General features: G+C 62.8%; 22 protein-coding genes. 10 read left to right on the forward strand and 12 right to left on the reverse strand.

Annotation, left to right across the window (positions count from 1 at the left end; all coding sequences use genetic code 11):
• Positions 1-29 precede the first annotated feature (29 nt).
• Together rimB and rimK are read left to right on the forward strand one after the other, a co-directional pair.
• A complete protein-coding gene (gene rimB, locus FW789_RS19075) occupies positions 30-512 on the forward strand; it encodes a retropepsin-like aspartic endopeptidase RimB (RefSeq protein WP_101322548.1) in 483 nt (160 codons plus the stop codon).
• The gene (rimK, locus tag FW789_RS19080) at positions 509-1,414 is read left to right on the forward strand and encodes a 30S ribosomal protein S6--L-glutamate ligase (RefSeq protein ID WP_101322549.1); all 906 of its coding nucleotides are present in this window, start codon (positions 509-511) and stop codon (positions 1,412-1,414) included. Before rimB ends, rimK begins: the two co-directional genes overlap by 4 nt.
• Positions 1,415-1,445: 31 nt before the next feature.
• On the opposite strand, the gene FW789_RS19085 is transcribed toward rimK, so the two are convergent.
• On the reverse strand, positions 1,446-2,759 hold the full coding sequence (locus tag FW789_RS19085) for an ATP-binding protein (RefSeq protein WP_178080802.1): 1,314 nt from the start codon (positions 2,757-2,759) through the stop codon (positions 1,446-1,448).
• 118 nt (positions 2,760-2,877) lie between these two features.
• Positions 2,878-3,618 carry an osmolarity response regulator transcription factor OmpR gene (gene ompR, locus FW789_RS19090; RefSeq protein ID WP_103435320.1) on the reverse strand — a complete coding sequence of 247 codons (741 nt, stop codon included), beginning with the start codon at positions 3,616-3,618 and terminating at the stop codon, positions 2,878-2,880.
• Between the two features lie 230 nt (positions 3,619-3,848).
• Between ompR and FW789_RS19095 the strand changes: the two genes are divergently transcribed.
• The 4 genes from FW789_RS19095 (at position 3,849) to FW789_RS19110 (ending at position 8,912) form a co-directional block, all read left to right on the forward strand.
• Positions 3,849-6,173 carry a Tex family protein gene (locus FW789_RS19095; protein WP_103435321.1) on the forward strand — a complete coding sequence of 775 codons (2,325 nt, stop codon included), beginning with the start codon at positions 3,849-3,851 and terminating at the stop codon, positions 6,171-6,173.
• Positions 6,170-6,556, forward strand: a complete 387-nt coding sequence (locus FW789_RS19100; protein ID WP_103435322.1) for a PaaI family thioesterase — start codon at positions 6,170-6,172, stop codon at positions 6,554-6,556. The genes FW789_RS19095 and FW789_RS19100 overlap by 4 nt, the downstream gene beginning before the upstream one ends.
• Before the next feature lie 152 nt (positions 6,557-6,708).
• Positions 6,709-8,286, forward strand: coding sequence for a glutamate--cysteine ligase (gshA, locus tag FW789_RS19105; protein ID WP_189691747.1), 1,578 nt, complete (start codon positions 6,709-6,711; stop codon positions 8,284-8,286).
• Positions 8,286-8,912 (forward strand): TetR/AcrR family transcriptional regulator, encoded by a 627-nt coding sequence (locus FW789_RS19110; protein WP_103435324.1) that lies wholly within the window; start codon positions 8,286-8,288, stop codon positions 8,910-8,912. The genes gshA and FW789_RS19110 overlap by 1 nt, the downstream gene beginning before the upstream one ends.
• Before the next feature lie 35 nt (positions 8,913-8,947).
• On the opposite strand, the gene FW789_RS19115 is transcribed toward FW789_RS19110, so the two are convergent.
• The 8 genes from FW789_RS19115 to FW789_RS19150 form a co-directional block, all read right to left on the reverse strand.
• A complete protein-coding gene (locus FW789_RS19115; protein ID WP_101322556.1) occupies positions 8,948-9,163 on the reverse strand; it encodes a TOBE domain-containing protein in 216 nt (71 codons plus the stop codon).
• A gap of 31 nt (positions 9,164-9,194) precedes the next feature.
• A complete protein-coding gene (gene ssuB, locus FW789_RS19120; RefSeq protein WP_103435325.1) occupies positions 9,195-10,007 on the reverse strand; it encodes an aliphatic sulfonates ABC transporter ATP-binding protein in 813 nt (270 codons plus the stop codon).
• Positions 10,004-10,801, reverse strand: a complete 798-nt coding sequence (gene ssuC / locus FW789_RS19125; protein ID WP_103435326.1) for an aliphatic sulfonate ABC transporter permease SsuC — start codon at positions 10,799-10,801, stop codon at positions 10,004-10,006. Before ssuC ends, ssuB begins: the two co-directional genes overlap by 4 nt.
• 10 nt (positions 10,802-10,811) lie before the next feature.
• A complete protein-coding gene (ssuD, locus tag FW789_RS19130) occupies positions 10,812-11,960 on the reverse strand; it encodes an FMNH2-dependent alkanesulfonate monooxygenase (protein ID WP_181089023.1) in 1,149 nt (382 codons plus the stop codon).
• Between the two features lie 60 nt (positions 11,961-12,020).
• Positions 12,021-12,986 carry a sulfonate ABC transporter substrate-binding protein gene (locus FW789_RS19135; protein WP_446431884.1) on the reverse strand — a complete coding sequence of 322 codons (966 nt, stop codon included), beginning with the start codon at positions 12,984-12,986 and terminating at the stop codon, positions 12,021-12,023.
• A gap of 81 nt (positions 12,987-13,067) precedes the next feature.
• Entirely contained in the window at positions 13,068-13,661 is a 594-nt protein-coding gene (ssuE, locus tag FW789_RS19140; protein ID WP_101322561.1) for an NADPH-dependent FMN reductase, read from the reverse strand.
• Between the two features lie 372 nt (positions 13,662-14,033).
• Positions 14,034-14,672, reverse strand: a complete 639-nt coding sequence (locus tag FW789_RS19145) for a peroxiredoxin (RefSeq protein ID WP_101322562.1) — start codon at positions 14,670-14,672, stop codon at positions 14,034-14,036.
• Between the two features lie 158 nt (positions 14,673-14,830).
• Positions 14,831-16,177 (reverse strand): OprD family porin, encoded by a 1,347-nt coding sequence (locus FW789_RS19150; protein WP_411564140.1) that lies wholly within the window; start codon positions 16,175-16,177, stop codon positions 14,831-14,833.
• Positions 16,178-16,665: 488 nt separating this feature from the next.
• Here FW789_RS19150 and tauA point away from each other — a divergent pair, with 488 nt between their 5' ends.
• The 4 genes from tauA to tauD are packed head-to-tail and all read left to right on the forward strand — an operon-like array spanning position 16,666 to position 20,153.
• A complete protein-coding gene (gene tauA, locus FW789_RS19155) occupies positions 16,666-17,637 on the forward strand; it encodes a taurine ABC transporter substrate-binding protein (RefSeq protein WP_103435330.1) in 972 nt (323 codons plus the stop codon).
• A 13-nt stretch (positions 17,638-17,650) separates the two neighbouring features.
• Complete coding sequence (gene tauB / locus FW789_RS19160) at positions 17,651-18,445, forward strand: taurine ABC transporter ATP-binding subunit (protein ID WP_101322565.1); 795 nt, start codon at positions 17,651-17,653, stop codon at positions 18,443-18,445.
• The gene (gene tauC / locus FW789_RS19165; protein WP_186701393.1) at positions 18,442-19,272 is read left to right on the forward strand and encodes a taurine ABC transporter permease TauC; all 831 of its coding nucleotides are present in this window, start codon (positions 18,442-18,444) and stop codon (positions 19,270-19,272) included. The genes tauB and tauC overlap by 4 nt, the downstream gene beginning before the upstream one ends.
• Positions 19,273-19,319: 47 nt before the next feature.
• Positions 19,320-20,153: a taurine dioxygenase gene (gene tauD, locus FW789_RS19170; RefSeq protein ID WP_103435332.1), complete on the forward strand. Its 834-nt coding sequence runs from the start codon at positions 19,320-19,322 to the stop codon at positions 20,151-20,153.
• 36 nt (positions 20,154-20,189) lie between these two features.
• On the opposite strand, the gene betT is transcribed toward tauD, so the two are convergent.
• Positions 20,190-22,193 (reverse strand): choline transporter BetT, encoded by a 2,004-nt coding sequence (gene betT, locus FW789_RS19175; RefSeq protein ID WP_264081802.1) that lies wholly within the window; start codon positions 22,191-22,193, stop codon positions 20,190-20,192.
• A gap of 207 nt (positions 22,194-22,400) precedes the next feature.
• Complete coding sequence (gene epsC / locus FW789_RS19180; protein ID WP_103435334.1) at positions 22,401-23,333, reverse strand: serine O-acetyltransferase EpsC; 933 nt, start codon at positions 23,331-23,333, stop codon at positions 22,401-22,403.
• Between the last annotated feature and the right edge of the window lie 143 nt (positions 23,334-23,476).

Raw genomic sequence — 23,476 nt, forward strand, 5'->3', positions numbered from 1 at the left:
TTCACCACCTTATCCCCAGGGTGTGATTAGTGAAGACATTTGACCATCTGAGTGTGATCGGCCTGCGCGAGTGGGTGGCGCTGCCCGAACTCGGGCTGGCCGGCCTGCGCGCCAAGATCGACACCGGCGCCAGCACCTCCAGCCTGCACGCCACCGATGTCGAGCCGTTTGAACGCGACGGTGAGCAGTGGGTCCGATTTACTGCACACCTCGGCTCCGTGGTGCAGCTGCGCCATCGCCGCTGTGAAGCCCCGCTGGTGACCATGAAAAGCATCAAGAGCTCCAACGGCCATGCTCAGGTCCGCTATGTGATCCGCACGCCGCTGGCGCTGGGAGACCGGGTCTGGGAGGTCGAATTCACCCTGGCCTGTCGCAAGGCCATGCGCTACCGCTTGCTGCTCGGTTCCAAGGCATTGATCCACGGCCAACTGGTAGTGGACCCAAGCTCGAAATACGTTCAGGAAAAACCGGCCTTTCCGGTCAACCCTCTCCCTGTCACAGGTGCTGCATGAAGATCGCTGTGCTGTCGCGGAACCCGCGTCTGTATTCCACCCGCCGCCTGGTTGAAGCCGGTACCCAGCGTGGCCACGAGATGGTTGTGATCGATACCCTGCGAGCCTACATGAACATCGCCAGCCACAAGCCGCAGATCCACTACCGTGGGCGGCCGCTGGAGGGCTTTGATGCGGTGATCCCGCGGATCGGCGCGTCCGTTACCTTCTATGGCTGCGCAGTGCTGCGCCAGTTCGAGATGATGGGCGTGAATCCGCTCAACGAATCGGTGGCAATCGCCCGCTCGCGGGACAAGCTGCGCTCGTTGCAACTGCTGTCGCGGCGCGGTATCGGTTTGCCGATTACCGGCTTTGCCCACTCGCCGGACGATATTCCCGACCTGATCCAGATGGTCAACGGCGCGCCCCTGGTGATCAAGGTGCTGGAAGGCACCCAGGGCATTGGCGTGGTGCTGTGCGAAACCACTCAGGCCGCCGAATCGGTGATCGAGGCGTTCATGGGTCTGAAGCAGAACATCATGGTTCAGGAATACATCAAGGAAGCCGGCGGCGCCGATATCCGCTGCTTCGTGGTTGGCGACAAGGTAATTGCCTCGATGAAGCGTCAGGCCAAGCCGGGTGAATTCCGTTCCAACCTGCATCGTGGCGGCGTTGCCAGCCTGATCAAGATCACCCCGGAAGAGCGCATCACCGCCATTCGCGCGGCGAAGGTCATGGGTTTGAGCGTGGCCGGCGTCGACATCCTGCGCTCCAACCACGGCCCACTGGTGATGGAGGTCAACTCATCGCCAGGCCTGGAAGGCATCGAGGTCACCACCAGCAAGGACGTTGCCGGGATGATCATCGAGCACCTGGAGAAGAACGGCGGGCCGAATCAGACCCGCACCAAGGGTAAGGGCTGACATTGTCGGGGCCGCTGAGCGGCCCCGGCAATCACACTGCGTTGCGCGGTAGCAGCAAGCCCAACGGCAAACGCACCCGCGCTTCAATGCCGCCGCCAGAGCGGTTACGCAACTCGACATTGCCGCCATGCTGCGCCGCAATCCGTTTGACGATGGCCAGGCCCAGCCCCGTACCCTTGCCACCACGCGCACGGTCGCCCCGGATGAAGGGGTTGAAGATGGTCTCCAGCTCCGACTCGTCGATCCCCGCGCCGCGGTCGAGCACGCTCAACACCACATACGGCGCGCTGTCGTCGCCCGATACATAAGCTGCTACTTCAACGCCCTGCCCCGCATGGTGCAAGGCATTGCCGATCAGGTTGCCGAGCATACGCTTGAGCGAAACACGGCGCAGCGGGAACGGCGGAATAGGCTCCAGGCACAAGCGCACGCGCTCTTCCGGCTGGTTGTACGGCGCAACCACCTCACGCACCAGGTCGGAGAAGTCGATTTCTTCCAACGGCTCGTCACGGCCATCACGGATAAACGCCAGAAACTGATCGAGAATCGCGTCCATGTCTTCGATGTCGCGAACCATGTCGTCGGTCAGGTCGTTGTCGTTGTCCATCAGTGACAGCGACAGGCGCAAGCGCGTCAGCGGCGTACGCAGGTCATGCGAGACCCCCGCCAGCATCAGCTCACGCTCGCGCCCGGCCTGTTCGACGTCTTCAGCCATCTGGTTGAACGAGCGGTACACCTCGGCCATTTCGCTTGGCGTGTCGCTGACCGGCAAGCGCACACTGCGCCCCTGGCCAAGCTGACGGGCGGCAAACACCAGGCGCTTGAGCGGCTGGTTGAGCTGACGGACGAAGATCCACGCCGACGCTGTCGACAGCAAACCGATGGCCAGGAACCAGCCGAGTACGTTCCAGATTTTTTGCCCGCGCAACGGATGCGGGTACAGCGGCACCTTAAGCCAGCCCGGGCCCAGGCTCGGCGCGTTGACCCACAGCGCCGGCGGCGCATGCACGCGCAGGCGCACTTCGGTGTCCTCGCCCAGCTCGGCCTGCATCTGCCGCTGATAAATTTCGCTGTAAGGCCAGTGCTGCTCGCCTTCCGGCACGCCGGCCCCGGTTACCCGGATCAGGCCGGCCGCTTCGGCGATCTTCTCGCGGTTTTCTTCATCGGCTGCCCAATAGGCGCGCAAGGTCAGGGCCACGCCATGGCTGTACTGACGGTCGACCAGCACGTCTTCGTTCATCAGCAGGTAGACCAGGGTCAGCGCCTTGGAGAACAGCACGACGATAAGCACCAGCCACAGGGTGCGGGCGAAGAAGCTTTGCGGGAACCAAACAGGGGTTTTCATCGAGGACATCTACTGCAGAACAGGCGCGAGCAGAGCCCGCCAGATTGCCGGCTGGCCACAGACGCAAACAGGGCGGCCCGTTCGGGTCGCCCTGCAGCGTAGTGGCAAGCCTGCAGACTCATTTGCCGGCGTTTCCGTCCGGCACGAACACGTAGCCCACGCCCCAGACCGTCTGGATATAGCGCGGCTTGGACGGGTCCGGTTCGATCATGCGGCGCAGACGCGAGATCTGCACGTCGATAGAGCGCTCCAGCGCGTCCCACTCGCGGCCACGGGCGAGGTTCATCAGCTTGTCGCGGGTGAGCGGCTCGCGGGCGTGCATCACCAGCGCCTTGAGTACGGCGAATTCGCCGGTGGTGAGCATGTGCACTTCATTGCCACGCTTGAGCTCGCGGGTGGCCAGCGACAGCTCGTAGTCACCGAAGGTCACGGTCTCGTCTTCGCTGCCAGGCGCACCAGGCACCGGCGCCGACTGACGGCGCAGCACGGCCTTGACCCGCGCCATCAGCTCGTCGGGGTTGAACGGCTTGGCCAGGTAATCGTCGGCGCCCAATTCCAGGCCTTTGATCCGGCTCAACTCGTCGCCCTTGGCGGTAAGCATGATGATCGGGATCTGGTTGTTCGCTGCGCGCAGGCGGCGGCAGGCAGACAAGCCGTCTTCGCCAGGCAGCATCAGGTCGAGTACAACCAGGTTGAACACCTCACGGGCCAGCAGCCGGTCCATCTGTTCGACATTGGGTACTGCCCGGGTGCGGTAGCCCTTGCTGGTGAAAAAACGCTCCAGCAGGCTGCTGAGCCCCGGATCGTCGTCGACGATGAGAATCTTGTCACCTTCAACTGTGTTAGGCGTGCTGGTCATCAATAACTCCTCTGAGATCGCTGCGCATTATGGCGTAGCCATTGCAGCGCGTGCCGTGTGCATTGTTAGCAGATTTTTCCCCGGGCGCCACTTCCACGCGGCCGCCGATGGCGCGGCGCTATCACCGCAAGCTCGGCGCGATGGGTATAATGCGCGCCTTTCACCCAGCGCCGCCGGGCACGAATGCCCACCTGCGGCCTCCAGTATTCACATATTGTCAGGTGGTTTTCATGGACAGCATCAACAGCCGTATTGCCGCAGAACTCGGCGTTCGCCCGCAACAGATCGAGGCGGCCGTGGCCCTGTTGGACGAAGGCTCGACGGTGCCCTTCATCGCCCGTTACCGCAAGGAAGTCACCGGCAGCCTCGACGACACCCAGCTGCGCCACCTGGATGAGCGCCTGCGCTACCTGCGCGAGCTGGATGACCGTCGCGCGAGCATCCTCGCCAGCATCGACGAGCAAGGCAAGCTGACCCCGGAGCTGGCCCGCGAGATCAAGCTGGCCGACACCAAGACCCGCCTCGAAGACCTGTACCTGCCGTACAAGCAAAAGCGCCGCACCAAGGGCCAGATCGCTCTCGAAGCCGGCCTCGGCGAGCTGGCCGACGGCCTGTTCAACGACCCGCAGCTGACCCCGGAAACCGAAGCCGCGCGCTTCGTCGATGCCGACAAGGGCGTAGCCGACGTCAAGGCCGCGCTGGAAGGCGCCAAGTACATCCTCATGGAGCGCTTCGCCGAAGACGCCGGCCTGCTGGAAAAACTGCGCAACTTCCTCAAGCAGGAAGCCGTACTCAGTGCCCGCCTGGTACCGGGCAAGGAAGAGGAAGGCGCCAAGTTCCGCGATTACTTCGCCCATGACGAGCTGCTGCGCAGCGCCCCGTCGCACCGTGCGCTGGCGATCTTCCGTGGCCGCAACGAAGGCGTGCTCAGCGCAGCGCTTAAAGTCGGCGAAGAGCTGCCGGGCACCCTGCACCCGTGCGAGATGATGATCGGCCAGCACTTCGGCGTGGAAAACCGCGCCCGCCCGGCCGACAAATGGCTCGGCGAAGTGGTGCGCTGGACCTGGAAGGTCAAGCTCTACACCCACCTTGAAACCGACCTGTTCGGCGAGCTGCGTGAAGCCGCCGAGAGCGAAGCGATCAACGTCTTCGCGCATAACCTGCACGACCTGCTGCTCGCCGCCCCGGCAGGCCCGCGCGCTACCCTGGGCCTCGACCCGGGCCTGCGTACCGGCTGCAAGGTTGCGGTGGTGGATGCCACCGGCAAGCTGCTCGACACCGCCACGGTTTACCCGCACGTGCCGCGCAACGACTGGGACCGTACCATTGCCGTGCTGGCAGCGCTGTGCGCCAAGCATTCGGTGGAGCTGATCGCGGTCGGCAACGGCACCGCCAGCCGCGAGACCGACAAGCTGGCTGCTGAGCTGATCAAAAAATATCCAGCATTGAAGATGACCAAGGTGATGGTCTCCGAAGCCGGCGCTTCGGTGTACTCCGCCTCGGAGCTGGCAGCACGCGAGTTCCCGGACCTTGATGTATCGATCCGTGGCGCGGTGTCGATTGCCCGGCGCCTGCAGGACCCACTCGCCGAGCTGGTCAAGATCGACCCGAAATCGATCGGCGTCGGCCAGTATCAGCATGATGTCTCGCAGCTCAAACTCGCCCGCGGCCTCGATGCTGTGGTGGAAGACTGCGTGAACGCCGTCGGCGTCGATGTCAACACCGCTTCGGTGGCGCTGCTTACGCGCATCTCTGGCCTGAACGCGACCCTGGCGCAGAATATCGTCGCCCACCGCGACGCCAATGGCCCGTTCGCCACCCGCGCAGCACTGAAAAAGGTCAGCCGCCTCGGCGAAAAAACCTTCGAGCAGGCCGCCGGCTTCCTGCGCGTGATGAACGGCGACAACCCGCTGGACGCCTCCGCCGTGCACCCGGAAGCCTACCCGCTGGTTCAGCGGATTGCCGCCGGCACCGACCGCGACATCCGCTCGCTGATCGGCGACAGCGCCTTTCTCAAGCGCCTCGACCCGAAAAACTTCACCGACGAGACCTTCGGCCTGCCGACCGTCACCGACATCCTGCAAGAGCTGGACAAGCCCGGCCGTGACCCGCGCCCGGAGTTCAAGACCGCCTCGTTCCAGGACGGCGTCGAAGAGCTCAAGGACCTCGAGCCTGGGATGATCCTCGAAGGTGTGGTCACCAACGTCACCAACTTCGGTGCCTTCGTCGATATCGGCGTGCATCAGGACGGCCTGGTGCACATCTCGTCGCTGTCGGAGAAGTTCATCAAGGACCCGCGTGAAGCAGTCAAGGCCGGTGATGTGGTCAAGGTCAAGGTGATGGAGGTGGATATCCCGCGCAAACGTATCGCCCTGTCGATGCGCATGGGCGACACCCCCGGCGAGAAGGTCGAAGGCAACCGCGGTGGTGGCCGGGCCAATGGCGGCAACCGCCCGCAGCAGCCAGCGCGCCCGCGTGAGACGGCTACGGCCGCGCCAGCCAACAACGCCATGGCCTCGCTGTTCGCCAACGCCAAGCAGTTGAAGAAGAAATGACCGACCTGCCCAGCGAATACGTCGAAAGTGCCTTCAGCCAGTTGCTTGGCTGCCGCCTGCAGCGCCTTGAAGAGGGTGTTGCGACGGTGGCCCTGACATTGACGCCACAGCTGCGTAACCGTGGCCAGAAGCTGCACGGCGGGGCGATCTTCAGCCTGGTCGACATCGCCATGGGCCTGGCCTGCTCGGCCAGCCATGGCTTTGACCAGCAAAGCGTGACCATCGAGTGCAAGATCAACTACATGCGCGCGGTCAGCGACGGCGAGGTGCTATGCACCGCGCGCGTGCTGCATGCGGGCCGGCGCACACTGGTGGTCGACGCCGACGTAGTCCAAGGCGACAAGCTGGTTGCGAAAGCTCAGGGAACCTTCGCGGTTCTCTAGCTCACAAAGCGCTATCTGCGGTATTTTCGGCAGTGTGATGGCACTGCCGAAACCGCGTAACCAGGCGACAACGCCAGTTCCTTTGTCCCTACCCTTGTAGACCGTTATTTCTACCCCCATATTGGGGCGACTGACGCGTGAAGGAATACATCTTGAGCGAACTCCTCAACAGCCGCCTGAGCCTGCTCAGTGCCAATCTCCCCTTGCTCAAGCAGTGCCTGCACGGTATTGAGCGCGAATGCCTGCGCGTGACCGATCAAGGTCGCCTGGCCCAGACCCCGCATCCCGAGGCCCTGGGATCGGCGCTGACCAACGAGCAGATCACCACCGATTATTCAGAATCGCTGCTGGAGTTCATCACTCCGGCCCTGGCCGACCCGGCTGCGGTGCTGGATAACCTCGAAGAGGTGCATCGCTTCGTCCAGTCCAAGCTGGGTAACGAATACCTGTGGAGCCCGTCGATGCCCTGCGCATTGCCGGCCGAAGAGGATATTCCGATCGGCTATTACGGCACCTCCAATATCGGCCAACTCAAGTATGTCTACCGCAAGGGCCTGGCCCTGCGTTACGGCCGTACCATGCAGTGCATTGCTGGTATTCACTACAACTTCTCGCTGCCCGAGGCACTGTGGCCTCTGCTGCGCGACAAGGAAGGCGGCGCCGACAGCGACCGTGACTTCCAGTCGGCGGCGTACATCGCCCTGATTCGTAACTTCCGCCGCTACAGCTGGCTGCTGATGTACCTGTTCGGCGCTTCCCCGGCGCTGGATGCAGGCTTCATGCGTGGCCGTGCGCACCAGCTCGAACAGCTCGACCCCGACACCCTGTACCTGCCCTACGCGACCAGCCTGCGCATGAGCGACCTGGGCTACCAGAGCAACGCCCAGGCCGGCCTGACGCCGTGCTACAACGACCTCGCCAGCTACACCGACAGCCTGCGCAAGGCGGTTGGCACGCCGTACCCGCCATATGTCGAGATCGGTACGCACAAGGATGGCGAGTGGGTTCAGCTCAACACCAATATCCTGCAGATCGAAAACGAGTACTACTCGAACATCCGCCCCAAGCGCGTGACCTACACCGGCGAGCGGCCGATCCAGGCGCTGGCCTCGCGCGGCGTGCAGTACGTCGAAGTGCGCTGCCTGGACATCAACCCGTTCCTGCCGGTCGGTATCGACCTGCAGCAGTCGCGTTTCCTCGATGCATTCCTGCTGCTGTGCGCGCTGGACGACAGCCCGCAGCTGAGCAACGGCGAATGCGGCCAGTGCACCAGCAACTTCCTCAGCGTGGTCAAGCAAGGCCGCAAGCCGGGCCTGGAGCTGCAGCGCAATGGACAACCGGTGACGCTCAAGGAGTGGGCCGGCGAGCTGCTCGAGCGTATCGCGCCGCTGGCCGCGTTGCTCGATCAAGCCAACGGCGGTAATGCGCATGTCAAAGCTGTTGATGCGCAGCAGGCCAAGGTCGATGATCCCGAACTGACGCCGTCGGCGCAGGTGCTGGCGCGCATGACCGAGCACGATGAGAGCTTTGTCGAATTCTCCATGCGTCAGAGCCGTCTGCATGCCGAAACCTTCCGTGAGCAGCCGTTGAGCCCCGAGCGCCAACAAGCTTTCGAGACGCTGGCACGTGACTCGCTGGCCGAGCAGGCGCGCCTGGAGCAGGACGAGGTGGGTGACTTCGACCTGTTCGTCGGTGCCTACCAGGCCAGCATCCTGGCCATCAGCAACTGATGACCCGCACGCCCACACCACGTAAGCCGCGCGCCAGCAGCCAGGCCAGGATCGTCACGATCCTGGCGGCAGCCCGCGAGTTGCTTGCGGCGCACGGTGTGGCCGGGCTGTCGATCTACAGCGTGGCTGAACACGCGCAGATCCCGCCGTCGTCGGTGTACCACTTCTTTGCCAGCGTGCCGGCCCTGCTCGAAGCGCTGACGGCAGATGTGCACCGGGCCTTTCGTGAGGCACTGCGCGCGCCGATCGACAGCAGCGCGCTGAGCACCTGGCATGACCTGTCGCGGCTGATCGAGCAACGGATGTTGGAGATCTATCAGGAGGATGCCGCAGCGCGGCAGTTGATTCTGGCCCAGCATGGCTTGAGCGAAGTGACCCAGGCGGATCGCAAGCATGATCTGGAGTTGGGCGAGCTGATGCACAAGCTGTTCGATCAGCATTTCCAGCTACCGGCAATGCCGCACGACGTCGATGTGTTTGCCCTGGCGATGGAGCTGAGCGACCGGGTCTATGCCCGTTCGGTGCAGTTGCACGAGCAGATCACCCCGCGCATGGCCGAGGAAGGCAAGCGGGTTTGTGATGCGTATCTGGGGTTGTACCTGCCACCGTTTCTGCCCAAACGCTGAATGGGCAGGGGGCGCCAGGCGCCCCCCGGCGGCCATCACAGCTTGGCGATAGATACTTCGGTCGATTTGACGAAGGCAATCACTTCACTGCCCACCTGCAGTTCCAACTCTTTTACCGAACGCGTGGTGATCACCGAGGTGACGACACCGGAGGCGGTCTGCACGTCGATTTCCGACAATACCGGGCCTTCGAGGATTTCTTTCACAGTGCCTTTGAACTGGTTGCGGACGTTGATCGCTTTGATAGTCATGGTGTGATTCCTTTGTGCTGGTTTCAGGGGTTCAGTGAGCCCAACGCAACTGCGTGGGCAAAGGTGCTACTGGGTCCGGCTCGGGCGCAGCGCCCGGTACAGACAAAACTCGGTTGAGAACTTCGCTTTCCAGTGCGGCCAGACGGTGCGAGCCGCGTACCCGAGGCCGCGCCAGCTCGACGTTGAGGTCGAGGCCGACCGCACCGTCCTCGATCAGGATCACCCGGTCGGCCACGGCAACCGCCTCGCTGACGTCATGGGTGACCAGCAGCACGGTGAAGCCATGCTGGCGCCACAGGCGTTCGATCAGTTGCTGCATCTCGATCCGGGTCAGCGCATCCAGCGCGCCAAGTGGCTCGTCGAGCAGCAGCAGGCGTGGCTGGTGAATCAGTGCGCGGGCTAGGGCCACACGCTGCTTCTGCCCGCCAGATAACGCCGCTGGCCACTCATTGGCGCGGTCGGCCAGGCCAACGGCTTCCAGTGCGTCCAGCGCCTTTTGCCGCCAGTCGCCCTTCAGGCCGAGGCCGACGTTGTCGATGACCTTTTTCCACGGCAGCAGGCGCGCATCCTGGAACATCAAACGGGTTTCTTCGCGGGCCTCGGCCAGCGGCGCAGCGCCGGCCAGCAACTGACCGCCGGTGGGCTGGTCGAGACCCGCCAGCAAGCGCAGCAAAGTACTTTTGCCGCAGCCACTGCGGCCAACGATGGCGACGAACTGCCCGGCCGGGATGTGCAGATCAATGCCGCGCAGCACTTCGCGCTGGCCAAAGGTCTTGCGCACACCCTGGGTGGCCAGCGGGATGCCACGCAGCAAGCGTGGCGGTTGTTCCTTGAGCACGGTCATGCGCCCTCCTTCTTGGCCACTTGATAGGCCGGGTGCCAGCGCAGCCAGGCACGTTCCAGGCCGCGGGCGGCGAGGTCCGCGAGCTTGCCGAGCACGGCGTAGAGCACGATTGCCAACACCACCACGTCGGTCTGCAGAAACTCCCGGGCGTTCATCGCCAGGTAACCGATGCCGGCGTTTGCAGAGATGGTTTCGGCGACGATCAAGGTCAGCCACATGAAGCCCAGAGCAAAGCGCACACCGACCAGAATCGATGGCAGCGCACCCGGCAGGATTACCTGGCGGAACAGGCTGAAGCCGGACAGGCCATAGCTGCGGGCCATTTCCACCAGGGCCGGATCAACGTTGCGGATACCGTGGTAGGTGTTCAGGTAGATCGGGAACAGCGTGCCCAGCGCAACCAGAAAGATCTTCGCCGACTCATCGATACCGAACCACAGGATCACCAGCGGGATCAGCGCCAGGTGCGGCACGTTACGGATCATCTGCACCGAGCTGTCGAGCAGGCGTTCACCCCAGTTCGAGAGGCCGGTGATAAAGCCCAGCACCAGGCCGATGCTGCCGCCAATGACAAAGCCCAGCCCGGCACGCCAGCCGCTGATGGCCAGGTGAGTCCAGATCTCGCCGCTGCGCACCAGCTCGACACCGGCGCTGACAACTGCGCTGGGTGCCGGCAGGATGCGCGTCGACAGCCAGCCAGCGCTGACCGCCAGTTGCCAGATCGCCAGCAGCAGTACCGGCAGTGCCCAGGGGGCCAGGCGCTGAGCCAGGGTGGATGAGGTTGCACGACTCATGGTCCGGTCCTCAGCTCTGCGACACGGACTTGGGCAGGATGTCGTTGGCGACCATCTCGCCAAACGGGCTGACGTAGCCACCCGCTTTCGGTTGCTCCGGGCGCTGTACATCCAGGTGCGGGAACAGCAGCTCGGCAACGCGGTATGACTCTTCCAGGTGCGGGTAGCCAGAGAAGATGAAGGTGTCGATGCCCAGCGCTGCGTATTCCTTGACCCGCGCTGCCACGGTCGGGCCATCGCCGACCAGCGCAGTGCCAGCACCGCCGCGCACCAGGCCAACCCCAGCCCACAGGTTGGGGCTGACTTCGAGGTTGTCGCGGCTGCCGCCGTGCAGAGCGGCCATGCGTTGCTGACCAACCGAGTCGAAGCGCGCCAGCGAGGCTTGGGCACGGGCAATGGTGGCGTCGTCCAGGTGCGAGATCAGCTTGTCGGCGGCGGCCCAGGCTTCGTCGTTGGTTTCCCGCACGATCACATGCAGGCGGATGCCGAAGCGTACTTCGCGGCCTTGCGCGGCGGCCTTCTCGCGCACCTGGGCGATCTTCTCGGCTACTGCTGCAGGCGGTTCGCCCCAGGTCAGGTACAGCTCGACCTGCTCGGCAGCCAGGTCCTGCGCGGCCTCCGAAGAGCCGCCGAAGTACAGCGGCGGACGTGGTTGCTGGATCGGTGGGTAGAGCAGCTTGGCGCCCTTGACCTGAATGTGTTTGCCTTCGTAGTCGACGTTTTCGCCTTCGAGCACTTTGCGCCAGATACGGGTGAACTCGACCGAGGCTTCGTAACGCTCCTGGTGGTTGAGGTGCAGGCCATCGCCGGCCAGCTCGTCCGGATCACCGCCAGTGACCAGGTTGAACAGCGCCCGGCCATTGGACAGCCGATCCAGCGTGGCTGCCTGGCGCGCCGCCACGGTCGGCGAAATGATGCCGGGACGCAGCGCGACCAGAAACTTCAGGTTCTGGGTGACCGGGATCAGCGACGCGGCCACCAGCCAGGAGTCTTCGCAGGAGCGTCCGGTCGGGATCAGCACGCCGCCAAAGCCAAGGCGGTCCGCCGCCTGGGCAATCTGTTGCAGGTAACCGTGGTCGACCGCACGGGCGCCATCGGAAGTACCCAGGTACTTGCCGTCACCGTGGGTTGGAAGGAACCAGAAAATATTAAGGCTCACTGGAGTTGTCTCCTCAAGGGTGGCTCAAGCCGGAGCGGCGCCCCGGCGCAGGCAGATCAATCAAGGCGCAGTTGCGACCTTGGCCGGGGGTGTCCAGATCACGTCCTTGATGCTCAGCGGCTTGGGGATCAGCTTGAGCGTTTGGAAGGTGTCGGCAATTTTCTGTTGTGCCACGACCACTTCAGGGGTCAGCGGCGCTGCGCCGTAGCCCTGACGTTTGACCGAGGTCAGGGTGATGTCGGCCGGCAGGCCCAGCAGCGGTGCGACCTGATCGGTGACCTCCTGCGGATTGGCCTGGGACCACTGGCCGACCGCGCGGACTTCTTCGATCAAGGTGTTGATCACCGCCGGGTGCTGGGTCGCATAGTCGCGAGTCGCCAGGTAGAACTGGTGGTTGTCGACCAGGCCCTGGCCGTCACGCAGGGTACGCGCCTGCAGCTGCTTTTCGGCGGCGGCCTGGTACGGGTCCCAGATCACCCAGGCGTCGACGCTGCCACGCTCGAACGCGGCGCGGGCATCTGAGGGCGGCAGGTAAACCGGTTGAATATCGCTGTACTTGAGGCCGGCATCTTCCAGCGCACGCACCAGCAGGTAGTGCACGTTGGAGCCTTTGTTGAGGGCGACTTTCTTGCCCTTGAGGTCTTTTACCGACTGCACCGTGGAGCCCTTTGGCACCAGGATCGCTTCGCTGTGCGGCGCTGGCGGCTCGTAGGCGACGTAGAGCAGATCGGCGCCGGCGGCCTGGGCAAACACCGGCGGCGTTTCGCCAGTGACGCCAAAGTCGATCGAGCCGACGTTGAGCCCTTCAAGCAGCTGCGGGCCGCCGGGGAATTCGGTCCACTGCACCTGAATGCCTTGCTCGGCCAGGCGCTTTTCCAACGTGCCCTTGGCCTTGAGCAGCACCAGCGTGCCGTATTTCTGATAACCGATGCGCAGGCTCTCGGCCTGGGCTTGAGTAATGGCGCCGAAGGATACAGCCGCCGCAAACAGGGCGACCAGACCGCGACGCAAGAAGACTGTGCGCATGGCGCTCTCCAAGACGTATAGGGTTCGGGTTGCACCTGCTTGCCTCGTTGACGGGCGAGTAAGGTGGAAAAACGTGTGGCTTCAGATGCTCCAGCGAGCACTGATCAAGCGTTCATTGAGCACGCCTGGGGCGACCGGTTGTGGCCGGCGAACCAAGGCGCTGTGAAACGTGTCGAGCGAGTCCAGCAGGCGCGCTTCGAGGCTGGCCGCGAGCTGCGCCGGGGCGCTGCCTTCGCCATAGGCGATCTGGCTGTCGTCGGCGAAGATCCCTTGCAGGGTCTCTTGCGCCTTGAGTGCCGACAGCACGGGCTTGAGGGCGTAGTCCACCGCCAGCATATGGGCGATGCTGCCGCCGGTTGCGATTGGCAGCACCACCTTGTGTTCCAGAGCGCGCTCGGGCAGCAGATCGAGCAGGGTTTTCAGGGCGCCGGCAAACGACGCCTTGTACACCGGGGTAGCGACGATAAGGCCATCGGCCTGCGCTACCAGCTGCTGAAAGTGCTGCACCTGCGGGCTGTCGAAGCGCGCATGGAGGAGGTCTTCGGCGGCAAACTCGCGGACCTGAAAGGTCACGACCTCGACCCCACGCTCTTGCAGCCACTGGCGTGAACGCTCCAGCAACACGCCGGAGCGGGAACGGGTACTTGGGCTACCACCTACCGAGACAACCAACATGAGCAACGCTTCCTTCGATTCGTGGCGGGGCCTGTTCAGTAGTGGTCCCGCTTGATGTAAGTGACCTTAACAGCAGTTCATATATATCTATAAATCATATTTTTTCATTTGTTTATTCTTTTAATGAATATAAAGCCAAGCCTCGCACAATTCTATGGAGCGGCCTTGCCGGGGCGCCGGACCGGTCGGAAAGGGCTGCGTAGCGGCCCCAGCAATCTGTGCTGCTGCATAAATCTCGGGGCCGCTACGCGACCCTTTCGCGACACAAGGCCGCTCCTACAGGGGCCGTACGTGGGGCGAATAAAAAAGGGCCGCATGAGCGGCCCGAATATCCCTGCTTGGCTAAGAGCATGTGCAACGAGGATTCTGTATTCAGCGGTTGGGCTGCGGTGTCAGGCGCAGGTAGGGCTTCACGGCGCGATAGCCTTTGGGGAAGCGTTCCTTGATTTCAGCTTCATCCTTGAGCGAGGGCACGATCACTACCTCGTCGCCATCCTGCCAGTTGCCTGGCGTGGCGACCTTGTAGTTGTCGGTCAGCTGCAGCGAGTCGATCACCCGCAGGATTTCGTTGAAGTTGCGCCCGGTGCTGGCCGGATAGGTAATGGTCAGGCGCACCTTCTTGTTCGGGTCGATGACGAACAGCGAGCGCACGGTGAGGGTGTCGTTGGCGTTGGGGTGGATCAGGTCGTACAGATCGGAGACCTTGCGATCGGCATCGGCAATAATCGGGAAGTTGACCACGGTGTTCTGGGTTTCATTGATGTCATCGATCCACTTGTGGTGCGAATCGACCGGGTCGACCGACAGGGCGATGGCCTTGACCCCGCGCTTGGCGAAGTCGTCCTTGAGCTTGGCGGTCAGGCCCAGCTCAGTGGTGCACACCGGGGTGAAGTCGGCAGGGTGCGAGAACAGCACGCCCCAGCTATTGCCAAGCCACTCGTGGAAGCGAATCTTGCCTTCGCTGGAATCCTGTTCGAAATCGGGGGCGATGTCGCCGAGTTTGAGGCTCATGGTACGGCTCCTGTGTCTGCGTTATGGGTCCAATGTGCCTGCAATCGAAAAGGATTAAAAAGAATAAATATCGATTTATTTATAACTAGAACGAATTACGAATTACAGGCATAAAAAAGCCTCGCACTAGGCGAGGCTCTTTTCGGTGCAGCTACGACTTACTTGAAAGCGTAAGTGTAGTTGACGATGAAGCGGGTCTGGTCCTGGTCAGCCAGCGAGCTGGTGCCAGTGCCGCGGTACATACCATGGCGCAGGGTAGCGCCCAGGCCTTTCAGGGTGCCTTCCTGGATCACGTAGTCGATCCGGGCGTCGCGTTCCCATTCAGAGAAGGTGCCGTTGCCGTTGGCGTTGCGGCCATCTTCACCGCGCAGGTAGGAAACAGCCGCTTTCAGACCCGGCACGCCAACGCGCGCGAAGTCATAGGAGTACTGACCGAAGGTGGTGTTTTCACCGGCCTTGGCGAACTGGTTGATCATGCTGTCGGTGAACAGGTAGAAGCTCGCGCCACCTGCGCCTTCCGGACGGCCATTGCCATCACGTACCGAACCTTGGTTCAACCAGACGAAACCGCCGTCATCGCTGACGCGTTGATGACCGAGCAAGAAGGCATGACCACCCAGGGAGTAGGTGAACATTGCAGACCAGGTCTTGTTGTCGACCTCGCCTACGTTCTTGGCGTAGCCACCGTTGTTGTTGAAGTTGTAACCACCGCCGTTGCCGTTTTTGCCGTCGCTGCTGCTGTCGAAGTAGCGCAGGTCGGTTTTGAACGACTGGTCGTCAGCGATCTTGAAGACGTGAGTCGCGCCCAGGAAGTGCTGCTTGTAGAAGTCTTCCAGGTTCGAGTAGTAGTACTGCAGGGTCAGGTCTGGGGTGAGCTTGTAGTCCAGACCACCGTAGCGGAACTTGTTGCTGTCAGCGGTAGCACCGTTGACCGACAGACCAGTCCGGTTGCTGGACGCACGGCCCATGGCGTGAGTCATCTGACCAGCGTTGATGGTCAGGTTGTCGATTTCCTTGGAGGAAATGGTGGCACCTTCGAAGGTCTGCGGCAGCAGACGGCCATCGTTGGCAACCAGGATCGGCAAGGCTGGCGCCAGCGCGCTACCGAAGTGAGCTTCGGTCTTGGAGAAACGAGCCTTGGCGTTGGCGCCGAAGCGTGCCCATTGCTTCTCGGACGAACCGTCGGAGTCGCTTGGGAAGAAGCTGCTGCCATCAGGATGGTAGCCCTTGCCGCCGTCCAGGTGGATGCCCCACAGCGCCTGAGCATCTACACCAAAACCAACGGTGCCTTCGGTGAAGCCGGAAATGAAGTCAAGCTTGAAGCCCTGACCCGACTCGCGGTTGTCAGGACGTGGCTTGTTGCCGCCGGCTTCACGGTTATCGTTGTTGAAGTACATGGTACGCGAGCTTACGGACAGCTTGCTGTCCTCGACGAAGCCAGCAGCACCTGCTTGTTGGGCGAGAACCCCCAGTGCCACGGCCAGAGCCAGGCTTGACTTGTACATGTTTTGCTCCTCTACGTTCTAATTTTTGTATATCAGTGGCGGCGAGGTCTATTGCCTCACTCACCATGGACTGGCGATTTAGTCGCAGAGCGTGACCGTCCAGTCAATCATTTCCGAACGTTTCACGACTAAGGTCTAAGCCGCCCCCCTGGGCTACAGGATAATGACAATCCTATAAATCCAAAATGACTGTTTTATGAATTGCTAAGACTATTGCGGCATATCATAGGAACCTTTACTACCATTTGCGGTATCGGCAGGGGCCCTTAAGAGCTTTAGGTTATTTGCAAACGTTTGCTCATAACCTTATTTCCTTTTGCTCTAGGCCGGGCAAGCGTAGCAGTGAATAGGTGATGCGCCAGCCGTGGGTCACTGGCTGCGGAACTTCTGGAGCCTAAGCTAATGCAAAAAAGTTATTTATTTTACAATTCTTAGATCATTTAGTCTCTCATCATCCACTACCCAGATTGCTGACGAGAGGCAAACCCATGATCCCGCACGCTCCGCTGCGCCTGTTCGCCGCCCTGACCCTCGCCAGCAGCAGCTGGTTGGCCCAGGCCGCTGACCTCACCGTGGCCTACCAGACCACCGTTGACCCAGCCAAGGTGGCCCAAGTCGATGGCGCCTACGAAAAAGCCAGCAAGGCCGATATCGACTGGCGCAAATTCGATAACGGCGCCGACGTGATCACTGCCGTGGCCTCGGGCGACGTACAGATCGGCTACCTCGGCTCCAGCCCGCTGGCCGCAGCCGCGACCCGCAAGCTGCCGGTCGAAACCTTTTTGATCGCCACCCAGATCGGCGCCGGTGAAGCGCTGGTTGCCCGCGACAGCATCAAGACCCCGCAGGACCTGATCGGCAAAAAGGTCGCCGTACCGTTCGTTTCGACCGGCCACTACAGCCTGCTCGCTGCGCTCAAAGCGTGGAACATCGATGCGTCCAAGGTGCAGATCCTCAACCTCGCCCCGCCGGCCATCATCGCCGCCTGGAAGCGTGGCGATATTGACGCCACCTATGTCTGGGACCCAGCACTGGGCGTCGCCAAGGAGAACGGCAAGGTGCTGATCACCTCCGGTGAGCTGGCACAAAAAGGCGCGCCGACCTTCGACGCCTGGATCGTACGCAAAGACTTTGCCGCCAAGCACCCGGACGTGGTCAAGGCCTTCGCCAAGGTCACCCTGGATGCCTACGCCGACTACCGCAAGGACCCGGCAGCCTGGCTGGCCAACCCGGACAACGTCGCCAAGCTGGCCAAGCTCTCGGGCGCCAAGAGCAGCGATATCCCGGTGCTGCTGCAAGGCAACGTCTACCCGCTGGCCGCCGACCAGACCAGCGCCCTCGGCGCGCCGACCACCCAGGCCCTGAGCAACACCGCAGCCTTCCTCAAGGAGCAAGGCAAGGTCGACGCCGTTCTGCCTGACTACGCCCCATACGTCACCGCCAAATACCTGCCCAACTGATCCGGAGCCCGTCATGGCCTTGCTCGAGCTGGAGCGCATCAGCGCACAGTACCCCGGTGCCGACACCCCGGTGCTGGCCGATATCAACCTGAGCCTGGGCCCGCGCCAGCTGCTGGTGGCCCTTGGGCCATCGGGCAGCGGCAAGACCTCGCTGCTCAACCTGATCGCCGGCTTCGTGCCTCCCAGTGCTGGCCGTATCAGCCTCGACGGCGTGCCGGTGCAAGGCCCGAGTGCCGAGCGCGGCGTGGTGTTTCAGGACGACGCCCTGCTGCCCTGGCAAAACGTGCTCGGCAACGTCGCCTTTGGCCTGGAGCTGGCCGGCGTAAGCCGTGCCGAGCGCGAAGCCAAGGCGCGCGAAATGCTCGCACTGGTCGACCTCGCAGGTTTCGCCGAGCGGCGCATCTGGCAGCTTTCGGGCGGCCAGAAGCAGCGCGTCGGCCTGGCTCGCGCCCTGGCCGCCAACCCGCGTGTGCTGTTGATGGACGAGCCGTTCGGCGCCCTCGATGCGTTTACCCGCGAGCAGATGCAGGAGTTGTTGCTGCAGGTGTGGCAACGCACAGCCAAACCGGTATTCCTGATTACCCATGACATCGAAGAGGCGGTGTTTCTCGCCAGCGAGCTGGTGCTGCTTGCGCCCAACCCGGGCCGTGTCGTCGAACGCCTGCAACTGGACTTCGGCCAACGCTACGCCGCCGGCGAATCGGCGCGGGCGATCAAGTCCGACCCGCGTTTTATCGAAACACGCGAACACGTGCTGGCGAGAGTCTTCTCGCAACGCGAAGACGCCCGCCGGGAGCACTCAGCATGAGCACTGTCGAACTGCCGCTGGCCGCCAAACCAGCCAACCTCAAACCGCTGCCGCGCAAACCACTGTCGACCCGCTGGATCAGCGCCCTGACCCTGGCCAGCCTGTTACTGCTGTGGTGGGCGGTCACCGCCGCCGAGCTGGTCGAACCGCTGTTTCTACCACCACCGGCAGACATCCTCGGCAAAGCCTGGGTGCTGCTTACTCAAGGCTACATGGACGCCAGCCTGTGGCAGCACCTGGGTGCAAGCCTTGGGCGGATTGGCCTGGCGCTCGGCGCAGCCATCCTCACGGCGATCCCGATCGGCATTGCCATCGGCTCCAACCGCATTGCCCGGGGCATTTTCGACCCACTGATCGAGTTCTACCGGCCAATTCCGCCGCTGGCCTACCTGCCGCTGATCGTGATCTGGTGCGGCATCGGTGAGCTGTCCAAGGTGCTGCTGATCTTTCTGGCGATCTTCGCCCCGATTGCCATCGCCACCGCCACCGGCGTACGCACCGTCGACCCGGCCAAACTGCGCGCAGCGCAGTCGCTGGGCGCCACAAAGGCCCAGCTGATTCGCCATGTGGTATTGCCCAGCGCCCTGCCCGACATCCTCACCGGCGTGCGTATCGGCCTGGGCGTCGGCTGGTCGACCCTGGTTGCAGCGGAATTGATCGCCGCCACCAGCGGCCTCGGCTTCATGGTCCAGTCAGCGGCGCAGTTTCTGGTCACTGACGTGGTGGTGCTGGGGATCCTGCTGATTGCCCTGATCGCCTTCGCCCTGGAAATGGGCCTGCGCGCCCTGCAACGCAAGCTGGTGCCTTGGCACGGCCAGACCCACTGACCACGACTGACCACGCCGGCACTCCGGCGCCCGACAAAGAGACTGCCATGAGCCTGACCATCACTCCGTTAAGCCCGGCCCTCGGCGCGCAGATCACTGGCGTCGACATCAGCCGTGAAATCACAGCCGAACAACGCGACGCCATCGAGCAGGCGCTGCTCAAGCATCAAGTGCTGTTCTTCCGCGAGCAGCCGCTCAATCCGCAGCAGCAAGCCCGCTTCGCCGCACGTTTTGGTGATCTGCATATCCACCCGATCTACCCCAATGTGCCGGAAACGCCACAAGTGCTGATCCTCGATACCGCCGTCACCGACGTGCGCGACAATGCCGTGTGGCACACCGACGTGACCTTCCTGCCGACCCCGGCGCTGGGCGCGGTACTGAGTGCCAAGCAGTTGCCGGCCTACGGCGGCGATACCTTGTGGGCCAGTGGCGTAGCGGCATTCGAAGGCTTGTCGGCGCCCCTGCGGACGATGCTTGACGGCCTCACCGCCACCCATGACTTCACCAAGTCATTCCCGCTGGAGCGCTTCGGCACCACCGCCGAGGACCTCGCCCGCTGGGAAGCTACCCGGCGCAACAACCCGCCGCTGACGCACCCTGTGGTGCGTACGCATCCGGTCAGCGGGCGCAAGGCGTTGTTCGTCAATGAAGGGTTTACCACGCGCATCAACGAGTTCAACGAGCAGGAAAGCGAGGCCCTGCTCAAGCTGCTGTTTGCCCATGCGACGCGGCCGGAGTACAGCATCCGCTGGCGCTGGCAGGAAAACGACGTGGCCTTTTGGGACAACCGCGTGACCCAGCATTACGCCGTCGATGACTACCGCCCGCAGCGGCGGGTCATGCACCGCGCCACCATCCTTGGCGACGCGCCGTTCTAGCGCAGGCAAGGGGCTGCCCGGCAGCCCCTCACGCAACTACCTGACCATGTGCAGGAACTGCATGTGCCGTTCGTACTGGTCAAGGATGTCGTTGATGATCTGCTCCTTGCTGTAGCCGACCAGATCGTAATCCTGGCTGCCCTCGGACAGATGCACCTCGGCGCGGTAATAGCGGCGGTTTTTCAGCTCTTGCGCGCCCAACCCGCCCAAGGCGAATGAAGGTGTGAAATAACCGCGCATCTGCACCTGGTAGATGAACGGCTGCTCTTCACCATGGCCGACTTTCAGGCTGACGTTGTCGTGGCTCGGGTCGTCCTGGGTGATCAGCACCAGGCCTTTCTGCTCGAACACCTCGCGCACGTCATTGATCGCCGGGCGCACCACGTCATCCATGAAGCGGTACACCTCATCGCGCGATGGGAAGTGCACAGCCTGGCTCAAGCGCTGACGCCAGCCGCCGCGACCACGGCGGCTCTGCGCGACCGGTGCCAGCGAGTGCAACTGGGCAATACGCCGCTGCGACTCAAGGTAGAACGCCTTGTGCAGGCCCCACATCATGCACAGCAGGATCAGCGAGAACGGCAATGAGGTCAGCACCACTGCCGACTTCAGCGAGTCGATGCTGCCAGCGAACAGCAAGGCACTGGTGATCAACGCGGTCATCGCCCCCCAGAAGATCCGCAGCCAGTTCGGGCCGTCTTCGTCAGGGCTGCCGCCCTTCGCCGACAAGGTCGACAACACCACGGTGCCGGAGTCGGCCGAGGTGACGAAGAAGACGAAGCTGATGAACACCGTCACGGCGATCACCGCCTTGCTCCACGGATAGGTTTCGAGCAGCAGGTACAGGCTCATCGACGGGTTTTCCAGCGCCGACTGACCGAGCGCGACCAGGCCGTGGTTGAGCACCTGGTCCATCGCGCTGTTGGCGAAGATCGACATCCATGCCAGGGTGAAACCAAGCGGGATCAACAGCACGCCGAAGACGAATTCACGAATGGTCCGGCCACGGGAGATCCGCGCGATGAACAGGCCCACGAACGGCGCCCAGGCAATCCACCAGGCCCAGTAGAACACCGTCCAGCCACCCAGCCAGTCGCGGTTCTCGCCGTAGGCATAGACGTCGAAGCTCTTGCCTGGCAAGGCGCCAAGGTAGTCACCGAGGTTCTGGATCAGGGTATTGAACAGGTGCTGGGTCGGCCCGGCAAACAGCACGAACAGCAGCAGGGCGCAGGCCAGGAACAGGTTGATGTCGGACATCACCCGCACGCCCTTCTCGACCCCGGCCACGGCTACCGCGACTGCGGCGCCCATCATCAGCGTGATCAGCGCGACCTGCACCCATTGGCTGTGCGGGATGCCGAACAGGTAATCCAGGCCGGAGTTTAGGTGCAGCACGCCAAAGCCCATGTCGGCGCCCAGGCCGAACACCGTGGCGATGATGCCGAAGCCATCCACCGCGTAACCGATCGGGCCGTTGATACGCTTGCCGATCAGCGGGTACAGCGCCGAACGCAGCGCCAGCGGCAGGTTGTGGCGGTAGGCAAAGTACGCCAGCGCCATGCCGACAAAGGCAAATACGCCCCAGCCATGCAGGCCCCAGTGCAGGAACAGCAGCTTCATTGCTTCGCGCCCGGCTTCGGCGGTGCCGCCCTCGCCCTGGGGCGGTTGCAGCATGTGCGTCAGCGGCTCGGAGACGCAGAAGAAGAACAGCGTGATGCTGATACCGGCGGCGAACAGCATGCCGGCCCAGGACAGGTAACTGAACTCGGGTTCGTCATGGTCGGCACCGAGTTTGATCTTGCCGTAGCCCGACAAGGCGGTGACCACCACGAACACCAGATACAGGGTCATGGCCAGCATGTAGTACCAGCCCACCGTGTTGGCAGCCCAGTTTTGCGCGGCCAGCAACCAGGCACCGGAAGCCTCGGGGTTGACGATGACCACCAGCCCGAAGAGCAGGATAAAACTGGCGGCGAAGTAGAACACCGGGGCATTCATGCGCATCTTGCTGTCAGCAAGTTCAGGGGTGGGACTACTCATGCAACCTGCACCCCGCTGTGGGAATCAGGCATAGGATTTAACGGGTTCAGCAAAGGCATATCCTCCTGTTGAACACCGGCAGCGACCAGCGTTTTTATGTTGAACAAGCGTTCAAGTTAAACATGGATTGGCCTTCGATGCGACCTGCCCCGCTGAGCGGGGCAGGTATATAGAGGAGCTGACAACGGCTTTTGCTCGGCGCTTTTGCTATTTTTTTGCCTGGCAGTCGAGCTGCAGATTGGCCTGGGTGATGTTGCTGTCGGCCGGCACGCTGCGGGTCAGCCAGACGTTGCCGCCGATGGTCGAACCCTTGCCGATGGTGATCCGCCCAAGGATGGTCGCGCCGGCATAGATCACCACATCGTCTTCGACGATCGGGTGACGCGGCTGGCCCTTGTGCAGGCTGCCGGTCTCGTCGGCGGTGAAGCGTTTGGCGCCTAGGGTTACCGCCTGATAGATGCGCACGCGCTCGCCGATGATCGCGGTTTCGCCGATCACCACGCCAGTACCGTGATCAATGAAGAAGCTCGGGCCAATCCGTGCGCCGGGGTGGATATCGATGCCGGTGGCCGAATGCGCCAGCTCCGAGCTGATTCGCGCCAGCAATGGCAGGCCGGCCAGATACAGATGGTGAGCCAGGCGGTGGTGGATGATCGCCAGGATCCCTGGGTAGCACAGCAGCACTTCATCCACGCTGCGCGCAGCCGGGTCGCCGTGGTAGGCGGCGAGCACGTCGGTGTCGAGCAGCACGCGCATCTCTGGCAGGGCCGCAGCGAAGCCCTGGATCAGGCGCAAGGCCTCGCTGTCGGCGTTGGCTTGGTCAGTCTGGCTCTGCCGTGCGGCATAGCGCAGCTCCAACCGTGCTTGCGCGAGCAGTGCAGTGAGGGCCGTGTCGAGGGTGTGGCCGACGTAGAAATCCTCGCTCTCTTCACGCAGGTCGACCGGGCCTAGGCGCATCGGGAACAAAGCCCCACACAGTTGCTCGAGAATGCGCTGCATTGCTTCACGCGACGGCAGCTCGCGGCCGCCCTTCTCGCCGCTGCTGCGGCCATTTTGCGTGCGCCATTGCTCACGGGCGCCGCGCAGGCCGGTCACGATCGCCTGCAACTGCCATTTGCCGGGGGATGATTGTTCGCTCACGATGTGCTCCTGACTGTCGTATAGATCCACTCTACGACAAATCCAGCCCTTGGAAAAAACAACGCTTTATTCCATCCTGCGCTAAGTCGGGCATAAGCCACGCTGACGGGCTACCCTCAACGCAGCCGGCCAACGGCTCAATG

The sequence above is a fragment of the Pseudomonas sp. 1121_17 genome (assembly GCF_052850745.1).

Coding starts and splice junctions, on each gene's coding strand:
- rimK (WP_101322549.1), top strand. CDS start 509: ATGAAGATCGCTGTGCTGTCGCGGAACCCGCGTCTGTATTCCACCCGC.
- FW789_RS19085 (WP_178080802.1), bottom strand. CDS start 2,759: ATGAAAACCCCTGTTTGGTTCCCGCAAAGCTTCTTCGCCCGCACCCTG.
- ompR (WP_103435320.1), bottom strand. CDS start 3,618: ATGACCAGCACGCCTAACACAGTTGAAGGTGACAAGATTCTCATCGTC.
- FW789_RS19095 (WP_103435321.1), top strand. CDS start 3,849: ATGGACAGCATCAACAGCCGTATTGCCGCAGAACTCGGCGTTCGCCCG.
- FW789_RS19100 (WP_103435322.1), top strand. CDS start 6,170: ATGACCGACCTGCCCAGCGAATACGTCGAAAGTGCCTTCAGCCAGTTG.
- FW789_RS19110 (WP_103435324.1), top strand. CDS start 8,286: ATGACCCGCACGCCCACACCACGTAAGCCGCGCGCCAGCAGCCAGGCC.
- FW789_RS19115 (WP_101322556.1), bottom strand. CDS start 9,163: ATGACTATCAAAGCGATCAACGTCCGCAACCAGTTCAAAGGCACTGTG.
- ssuB (WP_103435325.1), bottom strand. CDS start 10,007: ATGACCGTGCTCAAGGAACAACCGCCACGCTTGCTGCGTGGCATCCCG.
- ssuC (WP_103435326.1), bottom strand. CDS start 10,801: ATGAGTCGTGCAACCTCATCCACCCTGGCTCAGCGCCTGGCCCCCTGG.
- FW789_RS19135 (WP_446431884.1), bottom strand. CDS start 12,986: ATGCGCACAGTCTTCTTGCGTCGCGGTCTGGTCGCCCTGTTTGCGGCG.
- ssuE (WP_101322561.1), bottom strand. CDS start 13,661: ATGTTGGTTGTCTCGGTAGGTGGTAGCCCAAGTACCCGTTCCCGCTCC.
- FW789_RS19145 (WP_101322562.1), bottom strand. CDS start 14,672: ATGAGCCTCAAACTCGGCGACATCGCCCCCGATTTCGAACAGGATTCC.
- FW789_RS19150 (WP_411564140.1), bottom strand. CDS start 16,177: ATGTACAAGTCAAGCCTGGCTCTGGCCGTGGCACTGGGGGTTCTCGCC.
- tauA (WP_103435330.1), top strand. CDS start 16,666: ATGATCCCGCACGCTCCGCTGCGCCTGTTCGCCGCCCTGACCCTCGCC.
- tauB (WP_101322565.1), top strand. CDS start 17,651: ATGGCCTTGCTCGAGCTGGAGCGCATCAGCGCACAGTACCCCGGTGCC.
- tauC (WP_186701393.1), top strand. CDS start 18,442: ATGAGCACTGTCGAACTGCCGCTGGCCGCCAAACCAGCCAACCTCAAA.
- tauD (WP_103435332.1), top strand. CDS start 19,320: ATGAGCCTGACCATCACTCCGTTAAGCCCGGCCCTCGGCGCGCAGATC.
- betT (WP_264081802.1), bottom strand. CDS start 22,193: ATGAGTAGTCCCACCCCTGAACTTGCTGACAGCAAGATGCGCATGAAT.